Raw genomic sequence first — 23329 nt, 5'->3', positions numbered from 1 at the left:
CTCAGCGCCGGCCCTCGGCGTAGTCCTTGGCGTGGCCCAGGGTGGCCCGGCTGTTGGTGCTCAGCGCGTTCTGCACGAAGGCGCGCGCCTCGGCGACCCCGGCGTCCGGGCCGAGGATCTTGGTGATGTTCGCGGTGTTGATCACCACGGTGTGCTGGGAGGTGGCGGCGACGCCGTCGCCCTCCTCCTCGAACAGCCAGTAGCCGGTGTGCAGCGTCATCAGCGCGGGCAGGGTGATCTGCTTGTAGACGATCCTGCTGTGCGGGAAGGTCACGCGCACCGACTTGGTGGTGTGCGAGGAGCCGTCCTTGGTGAGGGTGTCCATCTCCAGGATCTGCAGTCCCGGCGTCTCCTCCTCCAGCGAGACCCGCGCCACGTGCGGCAGCCGCTCCTTCCAGAGCTGCGCCTCGTTGATGAAGTCGTAGACGTCCTTGGCCGATCCGTCGATGTGGACGGTGTCGGCGAAGGACAGCAGGAGTTCGTCCGCGGAGCCGACGACCAGTTCGACGTTGGTCTTGAGCGCGGCCAGCTCGGAGCGGCTGTTGCGGTCCACGGCCTCGTCGATCCAGGCGAGATCGTCCGGCTTGTCGTCGATGGCGCGGTAGTCGTGCAGCAGCCGCACCCGCGACTCGGTGTCGGACACGGGCTCGATCACCCAGGTGCCGCCCATCGCCGCGACCGGCGGCGCCGAGACCTCCTGGCGGAATTCGATCCGCAGCGCCCGCGGGTCCAGGACGCGGCGCGACGTCCAGTTCTTGGCCGCGCCGTTGGCGGTGGCCCAGATGCGGATGCGCTCCTCGTTCTCCGAGCGCTCCACATGGTCGACGAAAACGGTCGGCGGGAAGATCCGCGGCCAGTTCTCCACCTCGGCGATCAGCCGGTACACCGCGGCGGCCGGGGCGTTCACCGTGATCTCGTGCTCCACCTCGCGGTGGCCAGTCTGCGTCATTCTCGTTCCCCTCACGCGAGTCGGACGTCGTAGGACGGGGTCGGTGGCGGCGGATCAGAAGTTGCCGAGGCCGCCGCACACGTTGATGGCCTGCGCGGTGATCGACGCCGCGGTGTCGGTGGCCAGGTAGCCGACCAGGCCCGCGACCTCCTCGGGCGTGGAGTAGCGGCCGAGCGGGATCTTCGACTGGAACTTCTGGAGGATCTCGCCCTCGGTGGTCGAGTAGGCCGCCGCGTATCCCTGCCGGACCCGCGCGGCCATCGGCGTCTCGACGTAGCCGGGGCAGACCGCGTTGACCGTGATCCCGGTCGGCGCCAGCTCGTTGCCCAGGGCCTTGGTGAAGCCGACGACGCCGTGCTTGGAGGCGGAGTACGGGGCGCCGAGCACCACGCCCTGCTTGCCCGCGGTGGAGGCGATGTTGATGATCCGGCCGCGGTCGCGGTACCGCATGCCGCCGGTGTTGAGCACCTCGCGCGTCATCAGGAAGACGCTGTTGAGGTTGGTGTTGACGACGTCGAACCACAGCTCGTCGTCGATGTCGGCGGTGACGCCGCCGCCGCTGCGGCCCGCGTTGTTGACCAGGACGTCGACCGGCCCGTACCGCTCCACGGCGGCGAGCACGAACGCCTTGATGTCGTCGCCCGACTTGACGTCGCAGGCGGTGCCGTCGACGTCCAGGCCCTCGTCCCGTAGTTCCTTGACGGTCACTTCCACGCTCTCGGGCGTCCGCGCGCAGATGAACACCTGGTGTCCCTGTGCGGCCAGCGCCCTGGTGACGGCGAGCCCGATTCCGCTGGTGGCCCCGGTGACGAGAGCGACCCGCTGTCCCTCTGCCGACATGACTGCTCCTCCGACTCGGTACCGCTCGGCTGCGTACATGTGCTGCGTTCACGTGCGCTCTTCAAGTGCTGCGTTCATGTGCGCTGTACGTGTGGTCTGGGCGTGTGGGCTGGACGGGTGCGCTGTACGTGGGGGCTGGGGGTGTGGGCTGGGGGTGCCGCCGCCGCGCCTTTGGAGCACGGCGGCGGCACCGGGTGGGGGGAGCGTCAGGCCGCGTGTTCCGCGGCGAGTTGCTCGTTGACGACGGCGAGCAGCGCCCGCGGCGTCTCGACGACGGTGATGGAGGTGTCCTCCAGCTCGATCCCGTGCTCGCGCTCGATCCGGCTGCCGGTCTCCAGCAGCGCCAGCGAGTCGTAGCCGAGGTCCTCGAAGGTCTGGTCGAGGATGTCGCCGTCCAGGTCGATGCCCTCGCTCTCGCCCGCGGCTTCCCGGAGGATGCGCTTGAGGTCTTCGATCGTGAGTTCCGGTCCGGCCATCTCGGTCCCTTCCTGAGGTGTGGCGACGGCGGTGCGCGGGCCCGTCACCGGGCTGCTCCGCGCACGACCATCGCCGAGTTGAAGCCGCCGTAGCCCCTGGCCAGCACCAGCGCGGCGTTCACCGGCGCGGTCCTGGGCCGGTCGACCACCAGGTCGAGGTCGTACTCGGGGGCGGGGGCGACATGGGTGGTGGGCGGGATGACCCCGTCCCTGATCGACAGCAGCGCGGCGGCCGTGTCGAGTGACGCGGCTCCTGAGTAGAGCCGTCCGGTCATCGTCTTGGGCGCGGTGACCGGCACACCGCGCGGTCCGAAGACCGCGGTGATCGCGTCGGCCTCCGCGCGGTCCAGTTCGGGGACGGCCGCCGCGTCGGCGAAGACGACGTCGATGTCGCCCGCCGTCAGGCCCGCGTCGGCCAGCGCCGCCTCGACGGCCCGCCGCAGACCGGGCTCCCGGCCGCTGCCGGGCCTGGGGTCGAAGGTCGAGGCGTATCCGGCGATCTCCCCGTAGACCTTGGCGCCGCGCTCCCGCGCGGACCCGGCGTCCTCCAGGATCAGCAACGCGCCGCCCTCGCCGGGCACATAGCCGTCGGCGTCCGCGGCGAAGGGCCGGTACGCCTTGTCCGGGTCGTCGCTGTCGGTGAGCCGTCCCGCGGCGACCTGCGCGATCCAGCCCCAGGGGCAGATCGAGCCGTCGACGCCGCCGGAGACGATCAGCCGGGTGCCCTTGCGGATCTGCCGCCTGGCCTGCGCGAGCGCGTCGAGGCCGCCCGCCTGGTCGGAGACGACGACCCCGCTGGGGCCCTGCATGCCGTTGCGGATGGAGATCTGGCCGGTGTTGACCGCGTAGAACCAGGCGAAGGACTGGTACGCGCTGACGTGCTGGCCGCCCTTGGACCACAGCTTCTGGAGTTCGTTCTGGCCGAATTCGAAACCGCCGGAGGAGCTGGCGGTGATGACGCCCATGTCGAACTGTTTCCACTCGTCGAGCTTCACGCCCGCGTCGGCCAGCGCCCAGTCGGCCGCGACCAGGGCGAGCCTGGTCATGTGGTCGGTCTGCGGGATCAGCCGGCTCGGCAGGTAGTCCGTGGCGACGAAGCCCGGTACCTCACCGGCGAGTTTGGCGGGGTAGCCGGTGGCGTCGAACCGCTGGACGGGTCCGATGCCGTTCTTCCCCGCGAGCGTCGCGGCCCAGAACTCCTCGGTGCCCAGGCCGTTGGGCGCGGTGACGCCGATACCGGTGACGACGACGGAACTGGCGGCGCCAGAGGAGGCGGCCGTGCCTTCGGAAGCGGTCGTGTCCGTGGAAGCGGTCGTGTCCGCGGAAGCGGCCGTGCCTTCGGAAGTGGTCATGCCGCCCTCCGCAGCACCATCGCGCTCTGGAAGCCGCCGAAGCCGCTGCCGACGCTGAGCACGGCGTCGGTGGTCCACTCCCTGGCCTTGAGCGGTACGTAGTCCAGGTCGCACTGCGGGTCCGGCTCGTGCAGATTGGCCGTCGGCGGGACCAGGTTGTTCTCGATGGCCAGCGCGGACGCGGCGATCTCGATCGAGCCGATCGCGCCGAGCGAGTGCCCGACCATCGACTTGATGGAGCTCATCGGTGTCCGGTACGCGTGGTCGCCCAGCGTGCGCTTGACGGCGGCGGTCTCGTGGCGGTCGTTCTGCTTGGTGCCCGAGCCGTGCGCGTTGACGTAGTCGATCTCGTCGGGGTTCATCCGCGCCTCGTCCAGGGCCGTCCTGATGGCCTCGGCCATCTCCAGGCCCTCGGGCCGCAGACCCGTCATGTGGAAGGCGTTGGAGCGGGTGGCGTACCCGGCGATCTCGCAGTAGATGTGCGCGCCGCGCGCCTTGGCCGCCTCGTACTCCTCCAGCACGAACATCGCGGAACCCTCGCCGAGGACGAAGCCGTTGCGGGAGTTGTCGAACGGCCGCGAGGCGTGCTCGGGGTCGTCGTTGCGCGAGGTGGTGGCCTTGATGGCGTCGAAGCAGGCCACGGTGATCGGGGAGATCGGGGCGTCGGTGGCGCCCGCGATCATCACGTCGACGCTGCCCTCACGGATCAGCTCGGTCGCGTAGCCCACCGAGTCCAGGCCGGAGGTGCAGCCGGTGGAGACCACCGTCGCCGGGCCCTCGGCCCCGGTGGACCAGGCCACTTCGCTCGCGAAGGAGCTGGGCACGAAGAAGTCGTACAGATGCGGTACCGCGTACCGGTGGTCGTTGAGGTCGAGACGCCCGCCGTCACTGGTGACGCGGTACTCCTGGTCCAGGCCCATCGTCGCGCCGACGGCGCTGCCGACGGTCACCCCGGTCCGGTACGGGTCCAGGTCGGACATCTCCAGTCCGCTGCCCGCGAGCGCCTCCGCGGCCGTGACCACCGCGAACTGCGCGGCGCGGTCCATGCGGCGGATCTCCTGCGGGCTCAGTCCCAGTGCCTCCGGGTCGAAATCGACCTCGGCCGCGACGCGGGAACGGAACGGGGCGGGATCGAAAAACGTGATGCCTCTGGTCGCGGTTCGGCCGTCGCTCAGCAGACTCCAGAAGTCCTTCACGCCGACACCCCCCGGCGCCACGACCCCAATGCCGGTTATCACCACTCGCCGTCCCATGTGGACGCCGCTCCCTTCGGAATTTCGTGAATTCTTGAGGACAGGCTTGAGATCAGGTCCGTCACTCGGACTTGGCCCAGTGATAGAAACGCGTGGCCATCGCGTCCTTCGGCGACCGCCAGGTCGCCGGGTTGTAGGCCTCGATGTGCGGCTTCAGGTCGGCGCTGACCTGCACAAAGAGCGGGTGGTCCTTGGTCTGTTCGATGGTCGTGTTACCGGCCTCCGTGTCGAAGTCCTGGAGGTGGAAGTAGAGGCCGTTGTAGGAGAAGAGCTCCCGTCGACGGGTGCCCATCAGGTCGGGCATCCCGGTCTGGTCGAATTCCCCGAAGATCCGGGCCACGTCCTCCGCGGACTGCGGCAGCATGCGCGCGACTATCAACGTGCTGTGCATCGTTCGCTCCTGGTGATGGGAGTGATGGAGGGGTCGTCCGCTGGTCGTCGAAACAGGCCGTCCTAGCGGGATCGTTCGGCAGATCGCTCGGCGCGGCGGCTGAAGCACGCGTGTGCGTCGGCCTCCGAGTAGTAGGTGCGGCCCGAGCCGTGCCTGCGGCGCCAGCTCTGCTCGCTGGCCAGCCGGTAGACCGTGCCGACCGGGGTGCTCCACAGCCGCGAGATGTCGGCGGCGGTGAGCCAGCGCTCGGCGACGGCGGCGGGACCGGCGGAAGTGCCGGCGGAAGTGCCGGCGGAGGTGTCGGCCGCTGTGCCCGGGGCCGTGTCCTCGGCGGGCATCAGGCGGCGCAGATGGGTGAGTTGGTGCCCGGCCCAGGTGTGCCCGGCCTGGGCGTCGCACTGCACGGCCGGGTGCGCGGCCGTCGCCCCGACGCGTACGACGGCGGACAGCCGCCCCTCGCAGCCGGGTTCGACGCAGTCGCCCAGCGCGATCCGGCGGATCTGCTCGGGGTGGGCGACGCGGCGGGCCCTGCTGACCAGCCGGGCCACCTCGCGGGTGGCCTCGGCGACGGCCGGGTGCCCGGCCAGCCAGTCGGCGTGCCGCAGCAGGAACACCGACAGGGTGCCGACGGACCGCTCGGGCGGTACGAGCCCGCGCTGCTGGGCGATCAGGCCGCTCCAGGAGCCGAGCACCCCGAGGATCGCGGCGCGTGTCTCGGCCGCCGCCGGGTTGAACGGCATGCCGGGCAGCGGGCCGCCGCTGGTGCGTTCGCGCAGCCCCTTGGCCGCGGCGCCGCCCAGCACCCGCTCGCAGTCCCGGTACAGCTCGGGGAGCATGCCGATGCCGGTGGTCAGCCGACGGTGGCAGGCGGCGCACAGCCGGTTCCCGCCGACCGGACGGCCGGGGTGCCGGCCCCCGTCGCGGGGCTCGGCCTGCCGCGTACCGCATTCGTGTCCTTCGCACCGCACGGCCGCGCGGCTCATGCGGAGGACCCGGACCGTTCGAGCCCCAGACCGAGCCGGAATCCGACACCGCGGACGGTGACGATCCACTCCTTGGCGCCCAGCTTCGTCCGGAGGCTGCTGACATGGGTGTCGACGGTCCGCCGGGACCACGAGTCACCCCACACCTGCTGCATGAGCCGCTTCCGGGTGATGACGATGTCCGGGTGCGAGGCCAGCAGGTAGAGCACGTCGAATTCCTTACGGGTCACATCTATATGCCGTCCGCCGAGCCGCACTTCGCGCGATCCGGCGTCGATCCGCAGCGGTCCGCAGGAGATGACCCGCGCGGAGGCGGGTTCCGGGCGGGCGCGGCGCATGACCGCGTCCATCCGGGCCATCAACTCGCGGAAGCCGTACGGCTTGACGAGGTAGTCGTCGGCGCCTGCCTGGAGGCCGAGCACCCGGTCGAGTTCGGTGCCGCGCGCGGTGACGGCGATGACCGCCACGTCGCAGACCGACCGGATGCTCCGGCAGACCTCGAGTCCGTCCAGGTCGGGCAGGTCGAGGTCGAGCAGGACCAGGTCCGCGTCCTCGTACGTCTGGAGTGCCGCGCCGCCCGTGCCGACCGACGCGACCTCGTGTCCGTGCCGCCGTAACCCCCTGACCAGGGATTCGGCGTCGTCTGCATGAGGTTCCACCACAAGTACCCGCCAGCTCACGGACGGCCCCGGCACTCCCCGTACCGGCGATGCGGTACGTATCTCGGTGCGATTGACGTTTGCGGACGCACGTGGGGCTGGTATATGAGGCTTCAGAAGGTCTATCCGGCTCATGGGTCCGCCCTTTGTGACGCTCAGGTCCGACTGCGACCTGGGCCTGATCGGTTCCTTGGACTGCTTGCGAGTCTCCGGTCAACCTCCGGCCGCGAATGCGAGCGCATCGAGAGTCGAGGCACACTGCCGTGAATCGAATGTCGCGAACACCCGTGCTGCCGGGGCGATCCGGCGGCACAGGCCGCCGAGTACCTTTCCGGGTCCGATCTCGATGAAGCGGTCCACGCCCGCCTCCGACATTCCGGCCACGGTTTCGGTCCAGCGGACCCGGCCGGTGAGCTGGCGTTTGAGCGCGGTACGCGCCTCGGCGGCGGTGGTGACCGGCGCCGCGGTGACGGACGAGATCGTCTCGACCACCGGATCGCGGAATTCCACCGCGTCCAGGGCCGCCGCGAATTCGTCCTCGATCTCGCTCATGAGACTGCAATGGAAAGGCGCGCCGACTTCGAGGGGGACCGCCCGGCGCGCGCCGGCGTCCTTGGCGGCGGCCATCACCCATTGGACGGCTTCGGCCTGGCCCGAGACGACCGCCTGCGCCGGTTCGTTGTCGTTGGCGATCTCGACGATCTGGCCGGTGCCGGTGGCGGCCTGTGCGCAGATGGCCTCGACGTCCTCGAGCGGCAGGCCGAGTACGGCCGCCATGGCGCCGGGCACGCGTGCGTTGACCGCGGCCATCAACTGGCCGCGCAGCCGTACGAGTCGGAGGGCGTCGGTCCATTCGAGGACGCCCGCGGCGACCAGCGCGGTGTATTCGCCGAGGCTGTGGCCCGCGACGATGTCGGGGGCGAGACCGCGCGGACGCAGGCTCTGCCAGGTGCACAGGCTGGTCAGGAAGATCGCGGGCTGGGTGATCGAGGTGTCCCGGAGGACCTCGGCGGGTCCCTCCCAGCACAGCCGGGACAGTGGAAGGCCGAGAATCTCGTCCGCGGTGCGGTAGTAGGGGCCGACCAGATCCGGATGCTCTCCGGCGAGGTCGAGCCCCATTCCCACCTTCTGCGAACCCTGGCCGGGGAAGACAAAACCGATCCTGTCCATGCGCCGCAGGCTCCTTTCGGCCTTTCGCGGTGCCGGTGGCGGGCGGTCGGTGACGGCGTGGCCGCCCATGACGAAGCCCCGCGGCTGCACAGCGCACGCGGGGCTCGGTGATCTGAGTGTGATTGCGGCGTCCGGGGTCTCACTGCTGCCCGGATCCGGGCATACCTCGGCCGCCGGAAGTATCGTGACAGTCTCTTGCCGCCGATGTCAACTTCACTTGGTCAGCGGGCTGTTTGCGCAGTTCATCGACGGGTCGGGACTATGCAGTCGGGAAAGATGGTTGCAGTGCCCCTCGAATTTGCGTGACACCGATGAAGTCCGATGATCCTCATAGCATCGCCTCAACATCGAGCATTTCGGAACACTCCGGACCCGAATGACCATGGAGCCTGACGCGCTGTCAGATGGTGATTGTTCGCGGGTTCACGACGGCGTCACGCTAGCGTGTAGTCACATTTTACGAGGCGGCATTCTCGTCAATGAGCCGCCGGTCAGGGCCGCGTGGAGCGTGATCGTCGCAGGTAGATCAGGTGTGGACGGCTCCTGCGTTTGCCTGTATCGTCGCCTGCCAAACGCGAACATCCGTATGCTGTAAGCCGTACATGACTCGGGAGCGGGGGTTCCGGATCGTTATGAACACGGATTTAACGCGACAGGCCCAACTGGACTCATCACGGCCACCACGGCGTTTCCGATCGCCGGTAACCTCGGTCTCGTGCCGGGGTGCTTCAGGCACGGTGGATGAGCCGGTCACCTCATGGCGCCACGGGAGCGTTTCTCCAGGTCACCCTCGGGCGACCGGCGGGGATCCAGCTTTACGAACGGTCCCGGGCACGGCCCAGGGCACCGTCATCCGTCTCCGCCCGAGCCACTGCTCGGACGCGGAGGCCGGCCAGGTCCGCGCACGCTCCGGCGACTCGACGGTCGATTCGGCCGTTGATTCGGCGGCGCGGCGGGCCCCGTCCCGCGTGGCACGGACGATGACGTCCCGCTTAGGCGACGCCACGGCACACGCGCGCCCCACATCATCCCGTACCGGTGCGATCCACTCACGACGCACACCTCCATGATCCGGCGTGCCCCATGGGCCCCACTGGTCTGTGGAGCCCGCGAGCACCGCTGCTCGCGGTATATCCGGTCGGCCCGGCCCTCGCCGACCGTTCTGCACTGCGTTCAGCACTGCGTTGAGATGGTCCAGGCGTTCCACTGAGTAGTTCCCTCGCGCCTGGAGTACGTCGACAGGTTCCGGATCCAGCGGTCGCCGCTGACGGTGCGCCATTCCGTCGGAGGCAGCCGATGCACGGCCATGTTCCGACGGGACGTCGCTCACCTGCACCGACGACGACTTTCGGCATGTCCTGAACAGGGCGCACTCCCCTCGGTCATCGAGTCGATCGACGAGTTCGCACTGCGACAGCCACCTTCCGACATCATGACCAACGGGTGACCAAATGAATTCATCTCCATGTGTGGGCCAAAAATGCGGCAACGTGCCGCACGGGTCGCGACCGCGCCGCACAGCGGCCCCGGGGCTGCGTCTGTGCACCTCGTGCTACCACGATCTCAAGGCGAATCTGATGGAGCTGCCGGAGATCTACGACGACTGCGAGTCGGTGCTCCATCCGCGCCGCAACCCGACTCTCCAACGGGTCAGCGGCAGCAGGCAGTCGACCGGAATACGGCTGGACGAGGCGGCGATCACCGCCCGGTCCGGCATCGTCGGGTTCCTGGCCTCGTGGGCGGCGATGGTCGCCGAGGAGCGCGCCGTCCGCAAGCCGGTCCGCAGGCAGCCGGAGGAGATGGCCGACTTCCTCGTCGTCCACCTCAACTGGCTGCTCGCGCACCCGACCGCCGCGGACTTCGCGGAGGAGATCTCCGAGATAACGCACCGCGCGCGCCGGTCCGCCTACACGCAGCCCGCGTTGCGCATGGATCTCGGCCAATGCATCCATTCCGGTTGCAGCGCGGCGATGACCACGGCGCCGTCGTCGCCCGACGGCCGGCGCACCCGAGAAGTGAGCTGTACCGCAGGACACAGTTGGCAGCCCCACCAATGGCTTCTGCTATCCCGGCAGATTCAGCAGACGCGGCAGTTCGCGCGCGGCACTGCGGGAGCGGCAGCACAATCCCAGCGCCCGGAGGACGCCGCATGAATCCGCCACCGCGCAATAGAAGTCGGCTTGTTCCGACTCAACTCGCCGCACTCGCCGCCGGAGTCTCCGAGGCGACGATCAGGAAATGGGCCAGCCGCGGCAAGATCACCCGCTACGGCAGTCCCGGACGCGCGCAATACGATCTCGACGAGCTACTCGAACGTGTGGCCGCGAAAACGGAAGCGGCGGCTCTGAAGGAATCCACGTGAGCACTTCGGGCCTCGCGTAAAGCAATTGACAGAGGACGAAGAGCCCTGCCTGTCGTGCGGAGCTTTCTCTCGGGCAGGGTTTCCTCCTCGTTCTTCTCGTTCTCACCGTTCGGCCTTCGTCGGGTCCGGCCGCCGTTCACGCCCTCGTACCAGAGAGCCGGACCGCGCGACGGGATGTGACATCCGGTGCGGGAAGTGTGACGCGCGCCTCATTCGGCCGCCGGACAGGGGGCGCGCCGCCCGCGTGCGCCCTTAGCGCAGTCCGGGACCTTCCGCCAGCCCTCTCCTCTGTGTACATTTATGCTCGATAGCTGCTCGTTTCGAGCAGGATCGCGCATCCGCACCGCGCGTCGCATCTCGCACGCCGTATCTCGCACACCGCACGAGGAGCCCCGATGTCCGCGTCCCTCACCACCACCGAGACCGCCTCCCAGCCCGAGTGCTGGCAGCGGGCGGCCGATCTCGCTCCCGCCGAGGCCGGAAAGCTGCCGCGCGACGGCGAGCGGGTGGCGGTGATCGGCTGCGGCACCTCCTGGTTCATGGCCCAGTCCTACGCCGCGCTGCGCGAACAGGGCGGCCACGGCGAGACCGACGCCTTCGCGGCCTCGGAGTTCCCGTTCGGCCGCGGCTACGACCGTGTGCTGACGATCACCCGCTCCGGCACCACCACCGAGGTGCTGCGGGCGAGCGAGCGACTGCGTACGGCGGGCGTCGCGGTCACGGCGATCACCGCCGACCCGCACACGCCGGTGATGGAGGCCGCCGACGAGGTCGTGGTGCTGGACTTCGCCGACGAACAGTCGGTGGTGCAGACCCGGTTCGCCACCACCGCGCTCGCGCTGCTGCGCGCCCACCTCGGCCACGACCTGACCGCGGCCGTCGCCGACGCGCGGCTGGCGCTCGCCCAGGAACTGCCCACCACCGTCACGGCCGCCGAGCAGTTCACCTTCCTCGGCACCGGCTGGACCTACGGCCTGGCGCAGGAGGCCGCGCTGAAGATGCGCGAGGCCGCGGGCGCCTGGACCGAGAGCTACCCGGCGATGGAGTACCGGCACGGCCCGATCAGCATCACCGGCCCCGGCCGCGTGGTGTGGGCCTTCGGCGCCCTGCCCGAGGGCCTGGCGGACAACGTCGCGGGCGTGGGCGGCCTCCTCGAGGCCGGTTCCGCCGCGCCCGCCGACGGCGGTACGAGCGCGGTCGGCGGTACGGGCGCGCCCGTGCTCGACCCGCTGGCCGACCTGGTGCGGGTCCAGCGGCTCGCGGTGGCCATCGCGGAGAACAAGGGGTACGACCCGGACCGGCCGCGCAACCTGACGCGTTCCGTCGTCCTGGCCTGACGCCAACCCCCGCACGGCGCTCCGCTGTTCGGCGGACCGCCGCCCGTACCCCCGCCCGCACCCGTGAAACCGGCACCGCCGTACGTACCCCGAGGAATCCCATGCCTGCCGTCGCCACCGCAGAACTCGTCACCGCAGCCCGGGCCGCGGGCCACGGGGTCGCCGCGTTCAATGTGATCACGCTGGAGCACGCGGAGGCGATCACCTCCGCCGCGCAGGCCGCCGGGCTGCCGGTGATCCTCCAGATCAGCGAGAACGCGGTGGCCTTCCACGGCGGCCGGGTCGAGCCGGTGCTGGCGGGGGCGGCGGCGGTCGCGCGGGGCGCGGCGGTGCCGGTCGCCCTGCACCTGGACCACGTGGAGAGCGAGGAGTTGCTGCGGGCGGGCGTGGCGGCCGGGGCGTCCTCGGTGATGTTCGACGCGTCGAAGCTGCCGTACGAGGAGAATCTGCGGGCCACCGCGCGGATGGTGGAGTGGGCGCACGGCCAGGGCGCCTGGGTCGAGGCCGAGCTGGGCGAGGTCGGGGGCAAGGACGGCGCGCACGCGCCCGGCGTGCGGACCGACCCCGCCGAGGCCGCCGCCTTCACCGCCGCGACCGGGGTGGACGCGCTCGCCGTCGCGGTCGGCAGCTCGCACGCGATGACCGACCGCTCCGCGCGCCTCGACCACGAACTCATAGCCGCGCTGCGCACGGCCGTACCCGTACCGCTGGTGCTGCACGGCTCGTCCGGTGTGCCGGACGACGAGCTGCGGCGGGCCGTCGCCGCCGGGATGGTGAAGGTCAACATCGGCACGGCGCTGAACATCGCCTTCACCGGGGCGGTACGGGAGCACCTGGCGGCGGACCCGGCCGTCGTCGACCCGCGGCGCTATCTGCGGCCGGCCCGCGACGCGATGTCCGCCGTGGCGGAACACCTGCTGCGCGTCGTCGCGGGCCGTCCGGAGTGATCCGTAACGCCTGGTCCCCAACGGCTACTTGGGCATCAGCACCGTGTCGATGATCTGCACGGTGGCGTTGGCGGTGGTGACGTTGCCGCAGACCACGTTCGCGGTGTCGTTGACCTTGTACGCCTCGCCGGAGCCCGAGGTCGTCAGGGTGCCCTTCTCCAGCGTGGTGTAGGTGCCCTTGGACAGGCCCTCGGGCGCCTTCACCGGCTCGCCGACCACGTGGTAGGTGAGGATCTTGGTGAGCATCGCCTTGTCGGCGAGGACCTTGTCGAGGTCGGCCTTCGGGATCTTCGCGAAGGCGTCGTTGGTCGGCGCGAAGACGGTGATGTTCTGGGCGTTGTTCAGGGTGTCGACGAGACCGGCCTTCTGGACGGCGGCGACCAGCGTCGACAGCGCCGGGTTGTGCGAGGCGGCGGTCGCCACCGGGTCCTTGGACATGCCGTCGAAGCTGCCCGCGCCGTTCTTGGGCACGGTGGCGCAGCCGGGGCCGAAGGGCCCGTCCTTCGTCGAGGCGTCACTCGGCGCGTCGCTGGTGGGCGCCATCGCCGGATCGCTCGCCGAGGTGGACGGGCTCGCCGCCGCCGAGTCGTCCTTCTTGTTGTCGTCGCTCGAACAGGCGCTGAGGGCCAGCGGCAGGACGGCGGCGGCCGTCACGACGACGGCGATGCGGCGGGCGCGGAGGTTGAACATGGTTTTTCTCCTCTATATGTGCGGTTCATGCGACATGTGCGTGCGGAAAAGTCGTCTGTGGCGGGGAGTTGGGGCGGCGGATGGTCAGGGGGGCGGATGGCCCGGGGGGGGCGGATAGCCCGGGGGGGCGGCGGGCCGCTCGAAGGCGAACAGGTCGTCGGATGGTCGGCGCGCCGACGGGTCAGTCGACGCTGACCACCACCGAGTGCCAGCCGGTCGCGCCGTTCGGGACGGTGCCGACGCGGTGGTCGGTCTGCGTGTAGCCGTCACGGTCCGTCGCGCGGACCTCCAGCGTGTGACTGCCGGGCGTGGCGTCCCACTCCCACAGCCACTGCCGCCAGGTGTCGGTGCTGTCCTCGTCCGCGAGCCGGGCGGTCTGCCACCGGCCGCCGTCGACCCGTACCTGCACCCGGTCGATGCCCCGGTGCTGCGCCCACGCCACCCCGGCCACCGGCACCCGGCCCGCCTTGGGACTGGCGAACGGTTTCGGGGTGTCGATCCGCGACTCGGTCTTGATCGGCGCCTCGCGCGACCAGCTGCGTTTGACCCAGTAGGCGTCGTAGGAGTCGAAGGTGGTCAGTTCGAGTTCGCGCAGCCACTTGCAGGCCGACACATAGCCGTACAGGCCGGGCACCAGCATGCGGACGGGGAAGCCGTGGGCGAAGGGCAGCGGCTCGCCGTTCATGCCGAGCGCGAGCATCGCGTCGCGGCCGTCGAGCACGGTCTCCACCGGTGAGCCGATGGCCATGCCGTCCACCGAGTGCGCCACCAGCTGGTCCGCCGTGCCACCGCGCGACGGGGGCCGTACCCCCGCCTCGCGCAGCAGATCGGCCAGCCGGACGCCGATCCAGCGGGCGTTGCCGACGTACGGTCCGCCGACCTGGTTGGACACGCAGGTCAGCGTGATGTCCCGCTCGATCAGGTCACGGCGCAGCAGGTCGTCGTAGGAGAGCGTCAACTCCTTGCCCACGCCCATGCCGTGGATGCGCAGCCGCCAGGTGGTGGCGTCGATCTTCGGCACGACCAGCGCGGTGTCGACGCGGTAGAACTTCGCGTTCGGCGTGGTGAACGCGCTCAGGCCGGGGATTCCCAGGTCCGCCCCGCGCGGGACGGCCGCGGCGCGGGAGGCGGGGGCGGGCAGCGCGATGGCCTTCCGTGAGGCCACCGCGACGGCGCCGCGGCGGTTGTTGAGGGTACGGCCCAGGGCTCCCGCACCCGCGGACGCGGCAGCCGTGGCGGCAGCGGCCAGCACGAAGCCGCGGCGGTCGAACGCGGGGCGGGAGGTGGGCCCGGCCTCCGGGGCGGGCGTTTCCGTCCGCGGCAGAGGGGTTTCGGCGGTGTCCTCGTCGTCCTCCACGGTGCGCTCCACGGCGGACGGAGCGGTCGGTGTCTCCGGCGCGGCGGCCTGTTCCGGCACGCGCGCGGCCGGTGCGGCGCGGAGCGTGAGCCGTTGCGTCAGCAGCCACAGCGCCGCCGCTCCGAGCAGCGCGCCGACGATCGACGGCAGCGCGTCCAGCCGGTGGTGGTCGGGACGGCTCCAGGCGGCGACCGCCCCGATGACGCCGAAGGCCAGCACGCCCGCGCAGCCCGTGCGCCGGAAGCGCAGCGCGAACACGCCGAGCACGAAGGCGAAGAGGGCCAGGATCGCGACGATGCCCAGTTGCAGCACCAGTTTGTCGTTGGTGCCGAAGTTCCGTACCGCGTAGTCCTTCAGGGACACCGGTGTGCGGTCGATGACCGCGCCGCCGACCGCCGTCACCGGACTGGCCTCGGGACGGGCGGCCACGGCGACGAGTTCGGCGAAACCGAGCGACGCGGCAGCGGCCAACAGGCCGCTCAGCGCGCCGAGTACGACCCTCAGCAGCCGGCCGGCGGCGCTCGGGCCATGTGGCTGATGAGGCTCCAGCGCACTGCCGGGGCTGATGGTCTCCTGGTCGGTCACATCCCGCATTCGTGGCCACTCGCCCGGCGGATTGGTGCGGGATTCCGCGTCCCCCGGACCGACGGGTTCCGCCGCAGGTGGGGACCGTGAAGATCACCGCCGGAACGTTCCGCTCCCGCACCAATCCGCGGCGGCGGCGGCCACGAATGATCAGTGAGGGCGCACCGGTGCCGGTCGCCGTTCCGGCCGCGCCGGACACCGACCGGGCACGGGGCGCCACCGGGCACCACGGGGTGTCACCGGACATCGAGCACTGACCGAGGGGATCGCATGACGGCCGAACGACGTCGGATCGCGGTGATAGGCAGCGGAGTGGCGGGCCTTACCGCCGCCCATGTGCTGCACCGCGCGAGTGACGTGTCCCTGTACGAGGCGGACGACCGGCTCGGCGGGCACGCGGACACCCACGACGTGGCCGACCCCGACGGCCGGTCCCTGAGCGTCGACACCGGCTTCATCGTGCACAACGCCCGCACCTATCCGCATCTGCTGCGGCTGCTGCGCGAGCTGGACGTCGCCACGCAGGAGTCCGAGATGAGCATGTCGGTGCGGTGCGAGGGCTGCGGCCTGGAGTACGCCGGGGCCCGCGGGCCGCGCGGGCTCTTCGCGCAGCCGCGCAACGCGCTGCGGGGCCGCTATCTGCGGATGCTGACCGAGGTCACGGCCTTCCACCGCGGGGCGCGGCGGCTGCTCGCGGAGAGCGGCGCAGCGGGTTCGGGTTCTTCCGCGGATACGGGCTCGGATACGGATACGGGTGCGCGCGCTGCCGCCACCGACCGCACGCTGCGGGAATTCCTCGCCGACGGCCGCTACTCCCCCTACTTCGTCCAGCACTTCATGACCCCGCTGGTCTCCGCCGTCTGGTCCTGCTCCCCCGCGACCGCGCTGGACTTCCCGGCCCGCTACCTCTTCCGCTTCCTCGACCACCACGGCCTGCTCAGCGTCGGCGACTCCCCCGCCTGGCGCACGATCACCGGCGGCTCCCGTACGTACGTCGAGCGGGTGGGCAAGGAGGTGTCCGCCGTGCACACCTCCAGCCGGGTGACCGCGCTGCGCCGCGTCCCCGGCGGCGCCGAGGTCACCGTCGAGGACGGCACCACCGAGCGCTACGACGCGGTGGTCGTCGCCGTCCACCCGCACCAGGCGCTGAGCCTGCTCGCCGAGCCCACCGCGGCCGAGCGCGAGGTGCTGGGCGCGATCCCGTACACCGTCAATCCCGCGCTGCTGCACACCGACACCGGCGTGCTGCCGCGCGCGTCCGGCGCCCGCGCGTCGTGGAACTACCTGATGCCGTCCTGCGCCTCGGACGCCGACGCCGTCCTGGTCAGCTACGACATGAACCGGCTCCAGCGGCTGGACGGCGCCGACACGTATGTGGTGACGCTCAACGGCGCCGACCGGGTCGACCCCTCCGCCGTACGGGACCGGATGGCGTACGAACACCCGCAGTACACGCCGGAGTCGGTGGCCGCGCAGCGACGGTTGCCCGAACTGAACGGGCCGGTGGTCGCCTACGCGGGCGCCTACCACGGCTGGGGTTTCCACGAGGACGGCTGCGCCTCCGGGGTGGCGGCGGCGCGCGCGCTGGGGGTGGAGTGGTCATGACGGCTCCGGTGCATGACGGGACGGCGCACGACCCGGCGAAAGTGGAAGCGAAGCCGCAGGCGGTGGCGCCTTCGCTGTACGACTGTCGGATCGCCCATGCCCGTAACCGCCCCGTGCGGCACTCCTTCCGTATGCGCACCTATATGTGGCTGGTCGACGTGGACCACATGCCCCGACTGCCGCTGCCGCTGCGCCCGCTGGCCGGTTTCCGGGCGCGGGACCACTTCGGCGGTACGGCGCCCACGGTCAGGGCGGGGCTCGACCGGTTCCTCGCCGCGCAGGGGGCGGCCCCCGCGGACGGCCGCGTGCTGATGCTCACGCACGCCCGTGTCCTCGGCCATGTCTTCAACCCGCTGACCCTGTACTGGTGCCACGCGCGTGACGGCACGCCCCGCCATGTGGTCGCGGAGGTCCACAACACCTATGGCGAGCGGCACTGCTATCTGCTGGCGCCGGACGCCGAGGGCCGTGCCTCGACCGCCAAGGAGCTGTACGTCTCCCCGTTCTTCCCGGTGGAGGGCGACTACCGCATGCGAGTGCCGGAGCCGGGAAACCGCCTTTCCGTGACGGTCCATCTGGAACTGGACGGAAAACGCCCCTTCACCGCGACCGTGAGCGGCGACCGCCGCCCGGCCACCACGGCCGGACTGCTCCGGGCCGCTGTACGCCATCCGTGGTCGACGCTCCTCGTCTCCGCGGGGATCAGATTCCACGGTGTTCTGCTGTATCTGCGCGGCCTGCCCGTACGGCCGCGGCCAAGCCATCACGTTCAGGAGGGAATGCGGTGACCGTGTCATCCACTCCGGCCGCCCCGGTGACTGCCGGGGCCGCCGTCTCGCCCGTGTCGACGTCCAGGGTGCGCGCGGCGGTCGACGCCGAGCGCTGGCCGGACGTCGCGGCGGCGCCCCGCTGTTCGGCCGCGCGCGCGGCCGTCGCGGCCTTCCTCGTCCGCAGGGCGCTGGAGCGGCTGCCGCTGCGGGTGCGGCTGGCGGGCCCGGACGGCGACGACGCGGGCGAGGGCGCCCGCACGCTGGGGCTCGGCGGCCCGCTGATGCGGGTGCACGACCCGCGGTCCTTCTTCCGCCGGATCGGCGCCGAGGGCCTGATCGGCTTCGGCGAGTCGTACATGGCCGGGGAGTGGGACGCGGACGACCTGACCGGTGTGCTCACGGTCTTCGCCGACAACGTCGCCACCCTCGTACCGCCGTCCCTGCAACGGCTGCGCGGTGCGTGGGCCAGGCGGCGGCCGGAGGCGCAGCGCAACACCCGCGAGGGCGCGCGCGACAACATCCACCGGCACTACGACCTGTCCAACGACCTCTTCTCGCTCTTCCTCGACGAGACGATGACGTACTCCTCCGCGGTCTTCCGCGGCTTCCCTGCCGACGAGCACCTGCTGCCCGCCGCCCAGCACCGCAAGATCGACCTGCTGCTGGACGCGGCCGGGGTCGGTCCCGGCACCCGGCTGCTGGAGATCGGCACCGGCTGGGGCGAGCTGGCGGTGCGCGCGGCATCGCGCGGCGCCCGTGTGGTGAGCGTGACGCTCTCGCGCGAGCAGCGTGAACTGGCGCTGGAACGGGTCCGCGCCGCCGGGCTCCAGGACCGTGTCGAGGTGCTGCTGCGCGACTACCGCGAGGTCGAGGGCGAGTACGACGCGGTGGTCAGCGTCGAGATGATCGAGGCGGTCGGCCACGAGTTCTGGCCGGAGTATTTCCGCACCCTGGAGCGGCGGCTCGCGCCCGGCGGCCGGATCGCGCTCCAGGCGATCACCATGCCGCACGACCGGATGCTGGTGAGCCTTCCCACCTTCACCTGGATCCACAAGTACGTCTTCCCCGGCGGCATGATCCCCTCCGCCGAGGCCATCTCCGAGGTGAGCGGCGAGGCCACCGGGCTGCGGATCGTCAGCGCCGAGGCGTTCGGACCGCACTACGCGGAGACGCTGCGGCTGTGGCGCGAGCGGTTCGCGCGGTGCGCGGACGAGGTGGCGGCGCTCGGCTTCGACGCGGTCTTCCGGCGGCTGTGGACGTTCTACCTGGCCTACTCGGAGGCCGGTTTCCGGTCCGGGTACCTGGATGTGCGGCAGTTCGTGCTGGAGGGGGCGGCGGGGGCCACCGGGGAATCGGGGCCGACTGGTGCCGTGCACGCGGAAGACTCGGCGGCAGGCCGGTGAACGGCTTTCCGTGGGGCGCATTCTGCGTGAATCTCGCGGCGGCGGCAGGCGCGGCGCTCGCCGTGATGCTGGTGACCTTCGCGGTCGCGGTGGCCAAGGGCATGCACCGGGTGGTCGACGTGGCGTGGGGCGCCGCCTTCGCGGCGGTCGCCGTCGTGTCGTACGGGTTGTCCTCGGGGCACGGTGACGACGGGCGGCGGCTGCTGGTCCTGGTCCTGACCGTGGTGTGGGGGCTGCGGCTGGCCGGGCACATCGCCTGGCGCGGCCGTGGCCACGGCGAGGATCCGCGGTACGAGAAGATGCTGTCCAAGGTCCCGGCCGACCGCCGCAACGGGTACGCCTTCCGGATCGTCTACCTGCTCCAGGGTCTGCTGGTGTGCGTGGTGTCGCTGCCGGTGCAGGTCGCCTGCTATCTGCCGGGGTCCGTCGGCCCGGCGGCGGCGGTCGGCGCGGCGCTGTGCCTGGTCGGGCTGGTCTTCGAGGCGGTCGGCGACCACCAGCTCGCCCGCTTCAAGGCCGATCCCGCGCACCGCGGTCAGGTGATGGACCGCGGCCTGTGGGGCTGGACCCGGCACCCCAACTACTTCGGCGACTTCTGCGTCTGGTGGGGGCTGTACGTGCTGGCGTGCGACGGCGCCCGCTGGTCGTCGGCGGCGGGCGCCGTCGTACTGGCCGTGCTCGGCCCGCTGACCATCAGCTTCCTGCTGCTGCGGGGCAGCGGGAAGCCGCTGCTGGAACGGCACATGGCGCAGCGGCCCGGCTACGCCGAATACGTCGGCCGGACGAGTGGTTTCTTCCCGTGGCCGCCGCGAAAGGGCGGTGTTGACGGGCGGGCGTAGTCGGCGGCAGCCGGGCCGCTGGGGGCACCGGTCGTGGTGAGTGGGTCGGCTCCGCTCGGTTCGGTGGTTTCGGTGGGCTCGGTGGCTCGGTCGGTTCGCGGGTTCGCGGGTTCGCGGTCAGTCGTCCAGGCCGCGGGCCCGCGAGAAGCGGGCGTGCCCCTCGCTCAGGGCCACGATCGGGTCCGGGTAGTCGAACCGCTTCCGTTCCGGACCCGACAGCTTCCACGGCTGGTGCACCGCCGCCCCCTCCAGCTCGGCCAGTTCCGGAACCCAGCGCCGCACATAGTCGCCGTCCGGATCGAAACGGGCCGCCTGGAGCAGCGGGTTGAGCACCCGGTTGGGCCGGGTGTCGGTGCCGGTGCCCGCCGACCACTGCCAGTTGAGCTGGTTGTTGGGGATGTCGCCGTCGACCAGCAGGTCCAGGAAGTGCCGGGCGCCGATCCGCCAGTCCACGTACAGCGTCTTGGTCAGGAAGCTCGCCACGAGCAGCCTGCCCCTGTTGTGCATCCAGCCCTCGTGCAGCAGTTGGCGCATCGCGGCGTCCACGATGGGGTAGCCGGTGCGGCCCTCGCGCCAGGCGGTGACCTCCTCGGGGGCGGTGCGCCAACGGTCGTGCCGGGAACGGTAGTCGCGGTGCGCCGCGTCCGGCCGCGCGGCGAGCACCTGATGGTGGAAGTCGCGCCAGGCGAGCTGCCGGATGAACGCCTCCGCGCCCCGGCCGCTCACCGACCGCGCCCGGTGGACGAGTTCGGTCGCGGACACGCACCCGAAGTGCAGATACGGCGAGAGCCGGGAGGTCGCGTCGCCCGCCAGGTCGTCGTGCTGGTCCGCGTAACCCTCCAGGCCCGAACGCCACCAACTGCCCGCCAGCTTGCGACCCGCCGTCTCCCCGCCGGGCGGCAGGCCCGGCGACGGCTGCCCGCCGCCCGGCCCGGTCAGCTCGGCGGCGGAGGGCAGCGCGGCGGACTTCACGTCCTCGGGCACGGTGACCTTGCGCGGCGCGTCCAGCACGCGGCGCTGGGGCTCGGCGCCCCAGCGCCGGAAGTACGGTGTGAACACGGCGAAGTGGTCGCGGCCCACGGGGGTGACGGCGCCGGGCGGGGCCGCGGTGACCACGGCCTCGTGCACCACCACCTCGCAGCCCGCCTCCGCCAGGGCCTTGCGCAGCCGGTCCTCACGGCGCAGGGCGTAACCGCTCACCCCGGCCGCGATGTGCACCTGCCGCGCCCCGCTGTCGCCGGCGGCCCGGACGACCTCCTCGACGACGTCGCCGCGCCGCACGACCAGCCGCCCGCCGCGGGCCCGCAGGCCCGCGTCCAGGTCGGCCAGGCAGTCGGCGAGGAACGCCGCCCTGTTCGGCACCGCGAATCCGGCTCGCGCGATGCCCTCGTCCACCACGAACAGCGGGACCACGCTCCCGGCCGCCGCCACCGCCGCGGCCAGCACAGGATTGTCGTGCAACCGCAAGTCCGCGGTGAACAGCGCGATGGACGACCCGGTCCGCGACGTCTCAGGCACGGGCCGCCGCCGGGAACGTCACCAGCGCCAGCGGGGCACTCGTCGGCTGCTGCGAGCCGCCGGCCGGTTCGACCGTCACGCCCACCCCGGAGGCGTTGTCGATCCGCCCCTCCAGCACCACGGCCTGGTCGGTGGCTGACGGGTCCATCAGACCCGCCGGCCGCATCTTCCCGCCGTCGTCGAACCACAGCTCGTACGTCTTCCCGGCCGCCGGCGTCGGCATACCGGCGGCCAGGAAAGCGGCCTTGCCCAGGCTCCGGGAGACCACCACGGTCGCGGTCGTGCCGGTGCTGAGCTTCCGTGTGGTGCTCGCCGCGTCGGGCGCCGAGAGCACCTGGGAGAGCTCGCCCGCCCGCTGCTCGGCCTGATTCGCCCGCTGCCTCGCGTCGTCGGCGGCCTGGTGCTGCCAGACGGCCACCCCGCCGAGCCCTACCACTCCCGCCATGCACGCGGCCAGCGCGTAACGCGGCAGCCGCCGCGCCCCGGCCACCCATCCGGCGAGACCGCGCCGCTCCTGCCGCGTGACGACCGGCGGCTCCTGCCGCACGGCGGCGACCCGGCGCAGCACCTGCTCACGCATGTGCGGCGGCGGCACGACCGAGGCGGCCAGCGCCAGCCGGGTGGCCGTCGCGGATAGCTCGCGGACCTCCTGCGCACAGGCCGAGCAGTCGGCGATGTGCCGTTCGAATTCCTCCCGCTCACCGTCGGGCAGCGCGTGCACCGCGTACGCACCGGTGAGGGTATGCAGATCGGCGGTCGTCATGCGCTCACTCCCAAGCAGTCGCGCAGGCGGATGAGTCCGTCCCGCAGTCGGGTCTTGACGGTCCCCAGCGGAGCCGCGAGCAACTCGGCGACCTCCCGGTAGGTGAATCCCTGGTAGTAGGCGAGCGTCACCGACTGGCGCTGCAATTCGGTGAGCGTCCGCATACAGCGTCGCACCTGCTCGCGCTCCAGCCGTGACTCGACCTGTTCCGCGACCTCGTCGAAGGCGGGGGTGTGCTCAAGCAGCGCGGCCTTGTGCTCCCGGTCGGAGGACGCCTGCGCGGAACGCACCCGGTCCACCGCACGACGGTGGGCCAGCGTCATCACCCAGGTCATGGCGCTGCCACGGGATGCCTGGAAGCGGGTCGCGGTCTGCCAGACCTCGACCAGCACCTCCTGGGCGACCTCCTCCGACTGCGCGGGGTCGCGCAGCACCGAGCGCACCAGCCCCAGCACGGGCCCGGCCACCGCGTCGTAGACCCTGGCGAACGCCGCCTCGTCGCCGCGGGCGACCGCGACCAGCAGCTCCTGGAGGTCGGGGCCGGCGCCTGCGACGCCGTCCAGCCGTACGGCTTCCCTCATCTGCGATCCATCCCGTCCCGACTCACCCGCGCAAGTCTCCGACCGGTATTCGGAGCCGAGGGGTGGGCGGATTGCCCGCTCGCGGATTTCCTCCGGTCTCAGCCCGCCATCGTGCCCCCTTTCACCGCCACGGTCCGGACGACCTGCGCGGTCGTTACCCGTTCGCCACATTTGTCACCGTTACGCGGGTTCCGTGTCACAGAAGATCAACAAGCCCATGCGGTGACGCTCACCTGTCGTTGGCCGGACGAAGGTGCTGATCAACAGCAGCCCCGCCGTACGGAGGTACCTGGGATGACCGACCGGACCCTGTGGTCGTACGCCGAGATCGCCGCGCACATCCGCGTACAGGTCGACACCGTCCGCTCCTACCGGAAGCACGGGCATCTCCCGCCGCCCGATGTCGTCGAGGGCGGCAAGCCCTTCTGGTACGCCGATACCGTCAGGGCCTGGAGTGCCCGGCGGCCGGGAAACCGCGGCCGCCGGGATCCGGACTGAG

The 23329-nt window shown here is 71.4% G+C and carries 24 protein-coding genes; 10 read left to right on the top strand and 14 right to left on the bottom strand.

What is annotated here, in order from left to right; translation table 11 throughout:
• Window position 1 precedes the first annotated feature (1 nt).
• The 9 genes from ABZX65_RS12250 to fabD all read right to left on the bottom strand — a co-directional run bounded on the left by ABZX65_RS12250 (window position 2) and on the right by fabD (window position 8073).
• A complete protein-coding gene (locus ABZX65_RS12250; RefSeq protein WP_355337074.1) occupies window positions 2-949 on the bottom strand; it encodes an aromatase/cyclase in 948 nt (315 codons plus the stop codon).
• A gap of 54 nt (window positions 950-1003) precedes the next feature.
• Complete coding sequence (gene fabG, locus ABZX65_RS12245; protein WP_188280345.1) at window positions 1004-1789, bottom strand: 3-oxoacyl-ACP reductase FabG; 786 nt, start codon at window positions 1787-1789, stop codon at window positions 1004-1006.
• A gap of 206 nt (window positions 1790-1995) precedes the next feature.
• Entirely contained in the window at window positions 1996-2265 is a 270-nt protein-coding gene (locus ABZX65_RS12240; protein ID WP_355337071.1) for an acyl carrier protein, read from the bottom strand.
• Between the two features lie 44 nt (window positions 2266-2309).
• Window positions 2310-3617 carry a ketosynthase chain-length factor gene (locus ABZX65_RS12235; RefSeq protein ID WP_355337069.1) on the bottom strand — a complete coding sequence of 436 codons (1308 nt, stop codon included), beginning with the start codon at window positions 3615-3617 and terminating at the stop codon, window positions 2310-2312.
• Window positions 3614-4870, bottom strand: a complete 1257-nt coding sequence (locus ABZX65_RS12230) for a beta-ketoacyl-[acyl-carrier-protein] synthase family protein (RefSeq protein ID WP_188280342.1) — start codon at window positions 4868-4870, stop codon at window positions 3614-3616. The genes ABZX65_RS12235 and ABZX65_RS12230 overlap by 4 nt, the downstream gene beginning before the upstream one ends.
• Window positions 4871-4931: 61 nt before the next feature.
• Complete coding sequence (locus tag ABZX65_RS12225; protein ID WP_355337067.1) at window positions 4932-5261, bottom strand: TcmI family type II polyketide cyclase; 330 nt, start codon at window positions 5259-5261, stop codon at window positions 4932-4934.
• A 62-nt stretch (window positions 5262-5323) separates the two neighbouring features.
• Window positions 5324-6244: a hypothetical protein gene (locus ABZX65_RS12220; RefSeq protein ID WP_355337065.1), complete on the bottom strand. Its 921-nt coding sequence runs from the start codon at window positions 6242-6244 to the stop codon at window positions 5324-5326.
• The gene (locus ABZX65_RS12215) at window positions 6241-7038 is read right to left on the bottom strand and encodes a response regulator transcription factor (RefSeq protein WP_355337063.1); all 798 of its coding nucleotides are present in this window, start codon (window positions 7036-7038) and stop codon (window positions 6241-6243) included. Before ABZX65_RS12215 ends, ABZX65_RS12220 begins: the two co-directional genes overlap by 4 nt.
• A gap of 78 nt (window positions 7039-7116) precedes the next feature.
• The gene (gene fabD / locus ABZX65_RS12210) at window positions 7117-8073 is read right to left on the bottom strand and encodes an ACP S-malonyltransferase (RefSeq protein ID WP_355337061.1); all 957 of its coding nucleotides are present in this window, start codon (window positions 8071-8073) and stop codon (window positions 7117-7119) included.
• Between the two features lie 1577 nt (window positions 8074-9650).
• Between fabD and ABZX65_RS12205 the strand changes: the two genes are divergently transcribed.
• The 4 genes from ABZX65_RS12205 to ABZX65_RS12190 all read left to right on the top strand — a co-directional run bounded on the left by ABZX65_RS12205 (window position 9651) and on the right by ABZX65_RS12190 (window position 12719).
• Window positions 9651-10226, top strand: coding sequence for a hypothetical protein (locus tag ABZX65_RS12205; protein WP_355337059.1), 576 nt, complete (start codon window positions 9651-9653; stop codon window positions 10224-10226).
• A complete protein-coding gene (locus tag ABZX65_RS12200) occupies window positions 10223-10435 on the top strand; it encodes a MerR family transcriptional regulator (protein ID WP_188280336.1) in 213 nt (70 codons plus the stop codon). Before ABZX65_RS12205 ends, ABZX65_RS12200 begins: the two co-directional genes overlap by 4 nt.
• Before the next feature lie 395 nt (window positions 10436-10830).
• Window positions 10831-11772, top strand: coding sequence for an SIS domain-containing protein (locus ABZX65_RS12195; RefSeq protein ID WP_355337057.1), 942 nt, complete (start codon window positions 10831-10833; stop codon window positions 11770-11772).
• 101 nt (window positions 11773-11873) lie between these two features.
• Window positions 11874-12719, top strand: a complete 846-nt coding sequence (locus tag ABZX65_RS12190) for a class II fructose-bisphosphate aldolase (protein WP_355337055.1) — start codon at window positions 11874-11876, stop codon at window positions 12717-12719.
• A gap of 24 nt (window positions 12720-12743) precedes the next feature.
• Here ABZX65_RS12190 and ABZX65_RS12185 read toward each other — a convergent pair whose 3' ends face one another.
• Together ABZX65_RS12185 and ABZX65_RS12180 are read right to left on the bottom strand one after the other, a co-directional pair.
• Window positions 12744-13409 carry a fasciclin domain-containing protein gene (locus tag ABZX65_RS12185; RefSeq protein WP_355337053.1) on the bottom strand — a complete coding sequence of 222 codons (666 nt, stop codon included), beginning with the start codon at window positions 13407-13409 and terminating at the stop codon, window positions 12744-12746.
• A gap of 181 nt (window positions 13410-13590) precedes the next feature.
• Window positions 13591-15273, bottom strand: a complete 1683-nt coding sequence (locus ABZX65_RS12180; protein ID WP_355337239.1) for a sulfite oxidase — start codon at window positions 15271-15273, stop codon at window positions 13591-13593.
• Between the two features lie 164 nt (window positions 15274-15437).
• Here ABZX65_RS12180 and ABZX65_RS12175 point away from each other — a divergent pair, with 164 nt between their 5' ends.
• From ABZX65_RS12175 to ABZX65_RS12155, 5 genes are all read left to right on the top strand, one after another.
• Window positions 15438-15608: a hypothetical protein gene (locus tag ABZX65_RS12175; protein ID WP_355337051.1), complete on the top strand. Its 171-nt coding sequence runs from the start codon at window positions 15438-15440 to the stop codon at window positions 15606-15608.
• Between the two features lie 13 nt (window positions 15609-15621).
• Complete coding sequence (locus ABZX65_RS12170; RefSeq protein ID WP_355337049.1) at window positions 15622-16956, top strand: FAD-dependent oxidoreductase; 1335 nt, start codon at window positions 15622-15624, stop codon at window positions 16954-16956.
• A 62-nt stretch (window positions 16957-17018) separates the two neighbouring features.
• Window positions 17019-17744, top strand: a complete 726-nt coding sequence (locus ABZX65_RS12165) for a DUF1365 domain-containing protein (protein ID WP_355337236.1) — start codon at window positions 17019-17021, stop codon at window positions 17742-17744.
• 53 nt (window positions 17745-17797) lie between these two features.
• Window positions 17798-19129 (top strand): cyclopropane-fatty-acyl-phospholipid synthase family protein, encoded by a 1332-nt coding sequence (locus ABZX65_RS12160; RefSeq protein ID WP_355337234.1) that lies wholly within the window; start codon window positions 17798-17800, stop codon window positions 19127-19129.
• Window positions 19126-19968: a DUF1295 domain-containing protein gene (locus ABZX65_RS12155; protein ID WP_355337047.1), complete on the top strand. Its 843-nt coding sequence runs from the start codon at window positions 19126-19128 to the stop codon at window positions 19966-19968. Before ABZX65_RS12160 ends, ABZX65_RS12155 begins: the two co-directional genes overlap by 4 nt.
• 117 nt (window positions 19969-20085) lie before the next feature.
• Here ABZX65_RS12155 and ABZX65_RS12150 read toward each other — a convergent pair whose 3' ends face one another.
• Genes ABZX65_RS12150 through ABZX65_RS12140 form a run of 3 tightly spaced genes read right to left on the bottom strand, consistent with a single transcriptional unit; the run spans window position 20086 to window position 22830 of the window.
• Window positions 20086-21486 carry a deoxyribodipyrimidine photo-lyase gene (locus ABZX65_RS12150; protein WP_355337045.1) on the bottom strand — a complete coding sequence of 467 codons (1401 nt, stop codon included), beginning with the start codon at window positions 21484-21486 and terminating at the stop codon, window positions 20086-20088.
• Window positions 21479-22249: an anti-sigma factor gene (locus ABZX65_RS12145; RefSeq protein ID WP_355337043.1), complete on the bottom strand. Its 771-nt coding sequence runs from the start codon at window positions 22247-22249 to the stop codon at window positions 21479-21481. Before ABZX65_RS12145 ends, ABZX65_RS12150 begins: the two co-directional genes overlap by 8 nt.
• A complete protein-coding gene (locus tag ABZX65_RS12140; protein WP_188280325.1) occupies window positions 22246-22830 on the bottom strand; it encodes a sigma-70 family RNA polymerase sigma factor in 585 nt (194 codons plus the stop codon). The genes ABZX65_RS12145 and ABZX65_RS12140 overlap by 4 nt, the downstream gene beginning before the upstream one ends.
• 294 nt (window positions 22831-23124) lie before the next feature.
• Between ABZX65_RS12140 and ABZX65_RS12135 the strand changes: the two genes are divergently transcribed.
• Window positions 23125-23328 carry a MarR family transcriptional regulator gene (locus ABZX65_RS12135; RefSeq protein ID WP_188280324.1) on the top strand — a complete coding sequence of 68 codons (204 nt, stop codon included), beginning with the start codon at window positions 23125-23127 and terminating at the stop codon, window positions 23326-23328.
• Window position 23329 lies beyond the last annotated feature (1 nt).

Origin of the sequence: Streptomyces sp. NPDC003300, from assembly GCF_040610915.1 — a bacterium.
Lineage (GTDB): Bacteria > Actinomycetota > Actinomycetes > Streptomycetales > Streptomycetaceae > Actinacidiphila.
This window is presented reverse-complemented; position numbering and strand designations above follow the sequence as displayed.